General features: G+C 34.3%; 3 protein-coding genes. All 3 read right to left on the bottom strand.

The annotated features are described in order from the left end of the window. Positions 1-207: 207 nt before the first annotated feature. Complete coding sequence (locus ACKTTV_RS09070; protein WP_408030520.1) at positions 208-2,964, bottom strand: glycoside hydrolase family 19 protein; 2,757 nt, start codon at positions 2,962-2,964, stop codon at positions 208-210. Positions 2,965-3,263: 299 nt separating this feature from the next. Continuing rightward, entirely contained in the window at positions 3,264-7,442 is a 4,179-nt protein-coding gene (locus tag ACKTTV_RS09065) for a fibronectin type III domain-containing protein (RefSeq protein ID WP_408030519.1), read from the bottom strand. Between the two features lie 938 nt (positions 7,443-8,380). Continuing rightward, positions 8,381-12,559, bottom strand: a complete 4,179-nt coding sequence (locus ACKTTV_RS09060) for a fibronectin type III domain-containing protein (protein WP_408030518.1) — start codon at positions 12,557-12,559, stop codon at positions 8,381-8,383. Positions 12,560-12,620: the final 61 nt, after the last annotated feature.

The raw sequence follows: 12,620 nt of genomic DNA, 5'->3' as shown, positions 1-12,620 counted from the left end.
ATGTCGCAGTTCTAATGTGCAATGCAATGAATACCAATTAAACCTTAAAACGATGCTTATAAATTGTCTCCTTTTAGATTGATTACTGTTGAAATTGATTCGACAACCAACACTATCTTTCTATTTTACAGTAAAATCAACACTAAACATACTTTAGTTTATTTCAAAGGATTTCAAGATTTAATTGGCAACATAAAACAACTTTGTTTAGTTTTTGATAATCTTTTTAGTTTGAACGTTTCCATTAATTTGGACACTATAGATGTAAATACCCTTTCGTAAATTTGAAAGATTACGGGTATACACCTGAGTTCCTTTTTTAACATTCGAGTTTAACAGTGTTTGTAGTAAATTACCTGAAGTATCTCGTAACTCTACTTTCACTTTTGTATCCGATGGTGATTCGATAGTTAAATGGATGTCGTCAGAAACTACTGTTGGATAAATGTTTGCTCTGGCAGAAGCCGTTGATTCTAAACATTCTGAAACGTATTTCCATTCGTTACTATTGTTTGGAGTGCTTCCTTTTGTCCACCATTTAGCACTGTATATTTTTTTGCTATAATACACTTTATCACCTGTATTATAAACCTTTGTAGCTATCCATTCAGGGTAACCACAATGTAACGTTGTACCACCACAAGGCTCAATATATTCCCAAACATTGCTAGATCCTGGAACATCACTACTTGAGGCATACCATTTATTTTTATAGATAACTCCGTTGTATTTCACTTTGGTACCTGAAGCCGCATAAATTTTAGCTTCCCATGCTGGAATACCATCACACAACCCTCCAGATACTTTTTCTTTTACAGTAAATGAAACTGTTTTAGTTGAAGAAGCTCCTTCATCGTCCGTTGCTACTATTTTAAACGAATAGTTTCCAAATACTGAAGGTGTCCAGGTAGCTGTATACAATCCGGTAGCACTACCAGAAGCTGTTACTGCAGCGTTGTCAATTGAGAACGCAACACTTTGGACTGCCGAATTATCAGTAATCAACGCTTTTAGCTCAATAGCTGTCAACGCAGTTTGCTCTATAATTGCTCCATTATTTGGAGTTATTTGAGAAATTGTAGGAGGAACATTTGTTGCTATTTCCTTTACAGTAAAGCTTACCTCTTTTCGAGTTACTTTTCCATCATTATCTTGTGCTACTGCCTCTAAGGTATACGCTCCAAAAGTAGGTGGTGTAAATTCAGCCGTGTATACATTCCCTGATTTTGTTGCTGCTATGCTTGTGCCATTGTAAGCGTAAGAAAAAGAGGTTACCGTACCATCGCTGTCTGTTGCATTGGCAGTTAAAGTAATTGGAGATAATACTTGGGTTTCAAAAACCTGTCCTTGTGTTGGTGCTTGCCAGTTTACCACTGGAGGTGTTCCTGTAACAACACCACAATCTTTGATTTTTTCCCAAACACCTGCTACTCCAGGAGTTGCTCCAACTCCAGCATACCATCTATTTCTATAAACAGCATTGTTATAGGTTACATAGTTATTCGGTTTATCGTAAATTCTTGTTGACCTCCACGCTGGAATTTCAGAACAATCTAAATTTACTCCATCCCAAATAACAACTTTAATTGTATTGGAAGCTGTAAGTCCATTTTCAAAGGTAGCATTGGCCACTAAATTTACTGCTCCATAGGTTTCTGGAGTCCATGAAAAAGCTGTTCCTGAAAACGTTTTAGTACCGATAGTAGTAGTTAGTGTTTTTAGTACCGAATTCTTTTGATCGACACTTATACTAACTCCTACAGGAGAAAATGTAGCTTGCTCTATTAATTGATCGTTAATAGGAGCTACAAAAGTGATTGCTGGCTTCTGTGCACAAGGTTCAGCAGTTAAATCTGAAGAATCTCCTCCATACTTAGCCATGTCTTTACAACCACAATCAGACAAATCGTTTACACCATCCATATCGGTACCAATATTATAAATACCTGTATATCTTTGGTAATATCCAATTCTACTTAATACTTGAGGTTTTTCCGTTCCTTGTCCACACTCAACTCCACCGTTGATAATGTTAACTGTCATCCCTAATCCAGGAACTCTATTTTTAGTTTGATCTAACTCATTCGGAGTCCAATTTCTAACCATTACATTATGAGCAGAAGGCTTCGGGTATTGAGGTGTCATCCAAAACCAAATAGCTGTTTGAAATGCTAAAGCAGCATCTTGAATTACTAAATCAGGATTGTCTAACAAAACTTGTTTATCTCCAAAGATAAATTCACTCGCTGGTCCGTAGTTGTAATTATAAGATAGCTGTATTGGTCCTCTACCCTTATAAGATTTACCAGGAGTTGGAGGGTAATTTGTATCAGGGTAAGCATAAGAAGCATTGGTAGGTTCTTCTCTGAAGTGAAGTCCCCAAGAATATTTTCCTCCAGGAGCGGTAGCCCAACCACCTGTAGTTTCATGAGAAATATTGGCAAAAAAAGCAACAAGTTCTCTTGTTCTTGTTTCTACATCACCTTCATTTAAAAAAGATCCATAATCAACTTCTTCTGTAATAATTTCTTTGTCCGCATTTCTTGGAGCGTCAAAATCTATATCAGTTCGAATAACGCTAGTTGCGCCCGTTACTTTATCTACTCTTGTAATTTTGTATGCGTTTGTCCCACATCTTCTATCGAAGATAACTTTAATTTTATCCATTCTATTAATGGCTTCAAGAAATGATTCATAGGTATAAAAATCATCTTTAGGATCCAAAACCCAAACACCTCCACCAGTATCTTTAGCACCAAATCTGTATGGAAATAGTGTATTCCATTGTTGTTTGGAAACTAAAGGATGTGTTTGAGTGGTTTGTTCGTAGTTTTTTAATTCAATTATGTCACTTTTAGAGTTGACATTCGATTTCTTAGTCACGAAATCGATGGAGTTTGCGTTCATGGTAAAAACTGAGAAAAGAAATACCATTATGAACCGCACATGAATTGTTCGTTTCATTTTTGAAATTTTAGAGGGTTTTTAGTTGTTTGTCAGATAGTTAACTTTAATTTACCACACTATAATTTAGAGAAAACTAGCTTAACAAGTTTCAAATTCTAATTACTTTGAAGGTTTGACAAACTTTTTAGATCAATGGCACAAAAAACGCCCTAAAATGCACCTTAGTTGAAGTAAGAAACTTAATTCCTTGGACTTGACCTAAATATACATTGAACTCGTTTAAGCTTTTTGAACCCTTATAAAAAAACAAAGGGTGCCTAATTAGGCACCCTTTTATTATTGACAACAATTATAACTTATTGAATTACTACTTTTTTAGTAAATGGCTTTAAGTCGTTTGCTATTTTAAGAATGTAAATTCCTTTTTTCAAAGAAGTTACATCAACTGAACCTTCACTTACAACTCCTCGCTTGATTGATACACCGCTCAAATTAAAGAGATTATAAGATGCATTTTCATAAGCGCTTGGTACTACAACTAGTTGTTGAGATTCAACTCCATTTAAAACAACATCAATTGTACCTCTAGGAGTATCTAATGTAGTTAACTCCCAAGAAGAATACATTCTTCCTAATTCATTTTCTGAAATTACTCTCCAGAATAAAAATGGGGTTGGTATGTTTTCAAACTTGTAGTTATTGCTTAATAATGGTCCAAACTCTTTAATGGTAACACCATCATAGCTTGATACATAATAATGATCGGTATTTCTTGTACCTCTCCATGCTACCTCAAATGAATCAGCAGTTATATTTGTAGCTTTTAAACCACTAGGTCTCTCTGGAAATTGTTTATGTAATGTCCAAACTATAATTGGTTGACTTAATTCAGAAGTGTTTCCTTCAAAGTCGGTAGCACTTACTTGATAGATATGCTGTGTAAATGGCTCTAATCCATCAATAACAATATTTGTACGACTCGTTTGCCCAACACTTACATTTCTTTCACCTACCTTTTCGAAAACTTCATAGTAAGAAACTCCTGTATTATCAGTTGAAGCATCCCAAACTAAATCTAAACCTGAAGATGTAATAAACTCTGCTCTTACATTAACAGGCACAGTTGGAGCCACAGTATCAGGGTCTCCTTTCACCGATAATGACGCAGATTCACTTGGTAAAGACATAACACCTTCAGTACCTACTGCAACTACAGTTACCCAATAATTTCTATATGGATCTAAACTTGTTATAGTAATTTCAGTTGTTTCTGAAGTTCCTACTTTTCTATTATTCCCCCAAAAATCTTCGAAATAATACCATGAATCTTGCACATAAACATCATAATGAGAAATGGCTACATTTCCTCTTGGTGCATCCCATCGAAGTACAACATTTGAGTAAATATCATCTACAACTACAATATTAGCTGGAGAATCTGGTTGCTTATCATTTACTCCTTCTAAAATAAATCCAACGTCATTACTTTGATCTGACTTACTATCATCAATACCAACAGCTTTAACATGCACATAGAACCAAGTTCCTGATGGTAAATTATTAACTACAAATTGTGTTTCTGTAGTTGTTCCAATTAAACCTAAATGATTATCATATATTTCATAAGCTTTTACTTCTTCTGGTCCTGTTGGTGCATTCCAGTTTAAAGTAATAGTTGTTCCTGTGTTGTTTGACGACACTAAGTTTTGAGGTGCATTTGGCATAAACGCACTTTGCGTGCTAAAGTTAGCTATAACAGATGGCTCCGATTTATTTCCTGCAAAATCAACAGCCACTACATAAAGATTGTACTCAGTAGACGCGGTTAACACTTCAATATTATAATAACTCTCAGGTCCAGGAGTTCTATCTAATAACACATCTTCTCTTCCAGTTTGGTTATAAATTTCGTAATGAGAAATTCCAGAGTTATCTGTTGAATCTCCCCAGCTTAAGTAAGCAGAAGTTTTCTTAACGTCATATGCATAAAAGTACGTTGGTGCTGTTGGCGCCTCTATATCCGCCCAAGTAAACTTAAGTACAGTACTAAACTCTGAAGATGTATTATTACAAGTACTTCTTACTTTTGCTTCGTATTCAACTCCAGCTTGAATTTCAGTAATATTAAATAGTGTTGAGCTTACTCCACTATTTTTGGTTTTCCACTCTCTATCACCTACTTTTCTATAAGCAACTTCATAGTCTTCTAATCTCTTCTCACCAGTCCAAGTAAGATAAATTCCTTTATCCGTAATTTCCGCGTTTAACGTCGTAGGAACATTAAGTGCACAAGAAGTTCTGTTTCCATCAGGAATTGGTGACTTCCAGATACCTCTACCATAAGTTCCTGCTACAATAGTATTGTCTTCAACACTTATTTCAAGGTCATAAACTGGTACATTTGGTAAACTATTGTTATACGTTGACCAAACATTACTTGCATCTTTATAGAAAACTCCATATTGAGTTCCTACATAAAGGTTATCTGAATAAGGTTGGTGCTTTAAAACACGAATGTTTGCTGGTAATTCAGAAGTCGTACTAATTAATACTGGTTGCTCTGTACTAATGCCTCCTAAAGTGCTTCTTGAGTACAATCCATTCCAAGAAATAAACCAAATTTTATTACTGTTATCTTCACTTAATTCGATGAAACTAACATACCCTCCGTTAGCATTATCATAAAATAATTGAAAACTTTTTCCTGCATCGATACTCTTATAAATATTACCTCCTTGTAATACGAAAATAATATCATCGTTATTATCATCTATAATTACCTGCCCAATAGAGCCTCCAAAATCATGCAACTTTTCGAATGATCTTGTTTCAATGTCAAACTTGTATAGTGCATTGTAACCTACATACATCTCATCTTTTGAGTTGATATCAGCAGCTACAACCCATCTACCACTTTCAGGTCCTTTAACCCAATTGGTATAATTATCAATATCTCGCTTATAGCACAAGTAATTTCCATATTGAATTAAACCATACTTTAATCCAGTATTAACAGAACCAAAAGCACATTCCATACCATCGGCACCATGCCATCTTTCCCATGCTCCATTGACAAAAAATTGCCCTCCATTATCTTGAGTACCTCCAATAATATCCGCTACATTGGTACCTTTGAAATCACCAATATTAATTTTATAATATTGTCCGATGTTTAATTGTTTTGAATGATCTTTAAAAGTATCATTCACATCATATGTGATGAATCCACCGTCGTTTCCACAAAAAAGAACACCGTCTGTATATCTTAAAAAGTGTACATCAGCATGACCATATCTAATGTGTTGGAAAGTTAACCCTCCATCAATTGATGAAAATCCCCACACTTCACCAATCGCTAATTTCTCCGGATCAACATCAGACACTCCTAATGCTAAATTATACCATGTTTGCTTTACAGACATGAAATTTCTGTTTACCTCTCTAAAGCTCTCTCCAGCATCATTTGAACGGTAAAAAATACCTCCTTTAAAACCGTTTGGACTTTGGTCTAAGTTTTTTGATACTAATACATATACATTTTCTGGAGCCGCAGGTGTTACATCAATAACCGTTCTTGGTACATATCCACTTAACCCTAAAGATTTTTTTGTAAAGTTTGATCCACCATCTACTGATTTATAAAAGCTATATCCATCATTATCGTTAGCAATAATGTAAAGAACATTAGGATCGTTCGGTTTTAATCTAAAATCTTCAATATTATTTGCAAATAACCTATTCCAAGACTTTCCTGCATCGGTTGATTTGTACAAACCTGAACTTGTTGCTACCCATAATACATCTGAGTTTCTTGGGTGAATAAAAATCTCATGTGCATCAGTATAATCTCCAATTGAAGGTGTAAATGTTGCTGAAGTATCCCAAGTTCTTCCTCCATCGGTAGATTTGAATACTCCAAGACCATTAGAAGCTGAGTGATCATCATCACCTGTTGCAATATAAATGATATTTGAATTGTTTGGATCTATAGCAATACCCGAAACTCCAATTGAAGGTAAATGATCTGTTAAAGGCTCCCAAGAGATTCCTTTATCAGTCGATTTCCATAAACCTCCAGAAGGTGCTCCTACATAGTAAGTATTTGGATTGTTAGGATCAACCATCGCAACATTAACACGACCTTGCCCTGTTTCCTCTGTCATTGGTCCTGTAGTGGTCCAGTTACTTATATTAGCTGTGTTTCCAAATTTTCTTTGCTCGCTAATTGAGTTATCCCATAATTGCTTTGCACTTGGTATTGTTCCATCTGGCAATACGATGGATTGCATATAATTTTCCCATCTTTTAAAAGGTTTGTATCCAGAACCTTTTACCGTATGATCTTTGTCCTTCCAATAATCATTGAAAGCCGCAGATATTTGATCAAGAGTTAACTTACCGCTGGCAGATCTTTGCAGTGATCTACCTCCAGATTCTTGATTGTTTAAATCTTTCATCCATGGTGCATTAGGATTGTACTGCCCCATGACATAACTACTAATTGATAGTAGTGCTACTAGTAATAGTTTTTTCATTTTGATTAATTTAAATAAATAGATACCCCTACCCCATTTCAAAATTCACTTGTATAATGGTTATGAATTTTAAAAAGGCTCAACTTTTTCCAAATAAAAAACACTTAAGAACTCTTTGTATGCTCTTAATTAGTTTCTGTTTCGATTGATCAATTACTTCTCTGCTCGATTCTTCTCAAGCTGATAGTGATTAACGGAATCTTCAATCCAGTAAAATTTAGCTATTCGTTATGATTATTTGATTTTTAATGCTCACCCCTTGTGGCATTTCATCGTGTAGTTCATATGTATAAGTAGTAAGTTGTTTGGTTATGGTTGTTTGTAATAGGTATTTCTATAAGGTGTACTTAAGTTTGTTTAAATTTATAAGTATGGTTTTTTAGAATCACATTTATATTTCCCTTAAACATAAATGCTATAGTTTTACTAAGTTTTTTGGTTACTTTTCACTTCATTTTTTTCTATTCAAATAGAATAATTTTTCTGCTAATTTTAATTTTATTTTATAGTATTTTAATGTACGTATACCTGACGTAAACTTATAATTCAAAGGTAAACATTTGGGCTAAAATTTATATTAAAATTACCTACAGAATTTGTAGGGTATTGCATTTTTATACTTTTGAAATGCACTCTTCAAAAACACTCAAGATTGTCTAATAAAATAACAGAGAAAACAAAAACTATTAATTAATTTAAGTATTCTTTTAAGGAATCGAATTCTTCTATTTTGATTCAATTTAAATAAAGTGTTAGTTTTTTGTAATTTTTATCTAAATGAAGCATAATTTTCTTCCTGTTCCTATGAAAAACTACATCCTACAAAGGAAAAACAAACCTATTTTTACTCCTTATTAAAGTCTCCATCTTTCCAAATGAAAAACAAAAAAAGGAGAGCTTTTTAAAACTCCCCTTTAAAATATTCTTCAAAAAAGAGCTTATTCAATAATCACCTTTTTTGTAAAAGGTTTCAAATCATTTGCAATTTTAAGGATATAAACTCCTTTTTTGAGAGAAGTAACATTGACAATTCCGTCTTTTACTGCACCTCTTTTCACTATAATACCATTTAAGGTAAATAAATTGTATGTAGCATTTTCATAAGCACTCGATACAATTACTGCTTGTTGAGATTCTTCACCATTTAAAACAACATTAATCATACTTTCTGGTCTATCTAACGAAGTTAGTTCCCAAGCAGAATGCATTCTTCCTAAATCATTTTCTGATATTACTTGCCAAAATAGGTATGGCGTTGTAATGTTTTCAAATCTAAATGTATTCTCTCTCAACGGACCAAATTCTCTAACGGTTACACCGTCGTAGCTTGAAACATAATAACGATCGGTATTTCTAGTTTTTCTCCATCCTACTTCAAATGAGTTTCGAGTAATATTTGATGCTACCAATCCTTGTGGTCTTTCTGGAAACTGTTTATGTTTTGTCCAAACTGTAAACGGTCTACTCAATTCGGAAGTATTCCCTTCAAAATCCGTTGCACTCACCTGATAGGTATATTGCGTAAATGGTTCTAATCGTTCAACCTTTATAGTAGCTTCTCCTACCTGTCCAATACTCCTAATTCTTCCATTTACTTTTTGGAAAACCTCGTAATAAGACACTCCAACATTATCTATTGAACGATCCCATGTTAGCTCTAAACTCGATGATTCAACATTCAATGCTTTCAAGTTCTCTGGAACACTTGGTGGTGTCTTATCTCTCTCTACTCGAACAGCTATTTCAAAGTTTTGACTAGGCACTGACATTGTTCCATCTTCACTTACAGCAATAATGCTTCCCCAGTAAACTCTTCCAGGAACTAAGTCTGTTATTGTGATTTCCGTAGTTCTTGATGTATATTCTTTTTTATTTCCACCACCAAAATCCTCAAGATAATAGCCTCCTGATAGACTTATTTTGTAATTAGAAATAGTAACATTTCCTCTTGGCTCCTTCCACTGAAGAACAACATTTGGATGTACATCATTTGCTACAACTATATCGAATGGTGGGCTTGGTTGACGATCGTTAACTCCCTCCAAAACAAAACCAATTTCATTACTTGGATCAGACTTGGTATCGTCTATTCCAATGGCTACTACATATGCATAGAAATAAAAATTACTTGGTAATTTATCTAATAAGATTTGTGTGTCAGTAGTCGTTCCAATTAGCCCGTATTGATAATCATATACTTCGTATATTTTTACTTCTTCTGTTCCTCTAGGAGCATCCCATTTTAAAGTAACTTGAGTTCCAGTATTATTTATTGCTACTAAATTTTCAGGAGCATCTGGCATAAACTTACTAAGAGTTGTAAAGTTATTAGTCTCTGAGGGTTCTGACTTATTTCCAGATGAGTCAACTGCAACTACATAAATAGTATACTCAGTAGATGGTTGTAATACTTCTGTTGTATAAAAACTTTCTATTCCTCTAGTCCTATCTAAAAGTACTGCATCATTTCCAACTTGGTTGTAAATTTCATAGTGAGAAATTCCAGAGTTATCTCTTGAATCTCCCCAACTTAAAGTAGCTGATCTTTTTTTAATATTGAAAGCTGATAGGAAGTAAGGAGCTGTTGGTGGTTCTGAATCTAACCATGTAAACTTCACTATTTCACTATACTCTGAGAAAGAAGGGCTGCAAGCACTTCTTACTTTTGCTTCGTACTCAACTCCTGCTTGAAGATTTTTATTAGAAAGGAGAGCTTTATTAACCCCTATTGGTTTTGTTATCCATTCTCTATCATTTACCTTTCTATAAGCAACTTCATAATCTTCCAATTTCTGCTCTCCTTCCCAGTTCAACAATGCTCCTTCACTTACCATTGTGGCATTTAACCTATTAGGAACACTCAATGCACATGAAACTCTGTTACCATCTGGTATTGGGGATTTCCAAACTCCTCTTCCGTACGTTCCTGCAACAATAGTTTTATCCTCAACACTAATCTCTATATCTCTTATAGGTACATTTGGCAAACCATTATCATATCGTTCCCAACGGTTATTTCCGTTTTTATAGAACAAACCATAAACAGTACCTGCATAGAAAATATTAGAATAAGGCTGGTGTTTAATCACGTTTATTTGATTTGGAAGGTCATTAGAAACTAAAGTTAACGTATTATCGGCTGTTTGCTCAGTAGAACTCGCTGCATATAATTCTACCTGTCCGCTATAGTTTCCTGTTACAAACCATATTTTATTGCTATTGTCTTGACTCAATTCTATTTTCAAAACTGATCCCTCTCTTTTAGTATAATAAGGAGAGAAAGTTTTTCCGGCATCTACACTCTTATAAATTTTCCCTTCATTGCTTAACACAAAAATTACATTATCATCGTTATCACTTACAATAACTCTCTTAATATTAACTCCAAAGCTATGTAGTTTTATAAAAGCATTGTTCTCTACATCTGCTTTATAGAGTGATTTATAAGCGACATACATTTCATCTTTCGAATTGATATCTGAAGCAACAACCCATTCAGTATTAGTTTCTTCATTCGGCTTTTCAATTACCGAATATGATTGCCCAAAATCATTGCTTATAAATAGTGTTTCACCATGTTGTTTTAGACCATACAACACTCCTTCATTTAGAGATCCGATAGCGCAATCCATTCCGTCAGAATGATGCCAATGCTTCCAAGCATTGTTTTGGAAAAACTGCCCTCCATTGTCTTGAGTTCCTCCGATTACCCTATTCGTATCTGAACTACTAAAATCAGCTATATTAATCTTATAATATTGCCCAATATTTAAGCCTTTTGAATGGTCTTTAAAAGTATCTCTTTCATCAATAGTTATAAATCCTCCATCGTTCCCACAAAACAACACTCCCTTGTTGTAACGCAAAAAGTGAACATCTGCGTGACCGTAGCTAACACTCATAAAAGTACGTCCTCCATCTTTTGAAATTTTTCCCCAAATAGCCCCAATTGCTATATTCTGAGGATTTGTATCTGAAACAGCAAGAGACCAATCATACCAATCCTGTTTAACACTCAATTCTCCTCTACTTAATTCTATAAATGAATCTCCTGAATTTTCAGATTTATACAGAACTCCACCTTTTCTATTTATACTATTCGTTTCAGTTGCTACAAGTATATATAAATTCTCAGGAGCCACTGGGGTAACATCTATCACAGATCTATTTAAATTTACACCTATAGATGATGTTTTATCAATGAAGGTTCTTCCTCCATCTGTAGATTTATGAAGCTTATTATTTGAGCTATAACCTTCAATTACATATAATACATCTGGATTATTTGGTTTCAATTTCAAATCTCTAATCCAACCTTCTAAAATAAGACTCCAGCTTTTTCCAGCATCAGTGGTTTTATACAAACCTCGAGATGTAGCATTCCATAAAATATTTGAATTATTCGGATGCATATATAATTCACCTCCTCGTCCATAGTCTCCAATATCTGGAGTATATGTTGCATTGGTAATCCAAGTTCTACCTCCATCAGTAGTTTTGAACACTCCTAATCCATACGAATCTGCATTATCATCATCTCCTGTTGAGATATAAATAATATTTGAATCATTAGGATCAATAGCAATACCCGAAACTCCTATTGCTGGTAATTTATCGGTAAGAGGCTGCCATGTTGTTCCTTTATCAACTGATTTCCACAACCCTCCAGCTGGAGCCCCCACGTAATAAACATTGGGATTGTTAGGATCTACTATAGCAACATTAATTCGACCTTGTCCAGTTCTTTCCGTCATTGGTCCTGTACTAGACCAATCACTTATGTTACCTGTTGTAGTGAACTTTTCGTGCTCCTGTACATTGGTATCAAACAAGTATTTTGCTGAAGGAATAGTTCCGTCAGGTAACAGCATGGATTTAACATTATATTCCCATCTCTTAAATGGCTTATATCCTGAGCCTTTTACCGTATGATCTTTATCTTTCCAATAATCATTAAAAGCAGCCGATATTTCCGATAAAGTAATTTTATTTGCTGATCTCTGTAAAGATCTACCTTCCTGATTATTTAAATTTTTCATCCATGGCGCATCAGGGTTGTGCTGTGCCAGAATATAATTACTAATAAATAGTAATGAAATATATAATAGTTTTTTCATTGTGACATGGTGTAAAAAGGGTGCTGTAAAACACCCTTTTACATTTATTTATAGATATAAT

It is taken from the genome of Tenacibaculum xiamenense, from assembly GCF_964513065.1.
In the GTDB taxonomy this organism is placed as follows: domain Bacteria; phylum Bacteroidota; class Bacteroidia; order Flavobacteriales; family Flavobacteriaceae; genus Polaribacter; species Polaribacter xiamenense.
The sequence above is the reverse complement of the archived record's forward strand: the minus strand, read 5'-3'. Positions and strand labels throughout refer to the sequence as shown.

Coding starts and splice junctions, on each gene's coding strand:
- ACKTTV_RS09070 (WP_408030520.1), bottom strand. CDS start 2,964: ATGAAACGAACAATTCATGTGCGGTTCATAATGGTATTTCTTTTCTCA.
- ACKTTV_RS09060 (WP_408030518.1), bottom strand. CDS start 12,559: ATGAAAAAACTATTATATATTTCATTACTATTTATTAGTAATTATATT.
- ACKTTV_RS09065 (WP_408030519.1), bottom strand. CDS start 7,442: ATGAAAAAACTATTACTAGTAGCACTACTATCAATTAGTAGTTATGTC.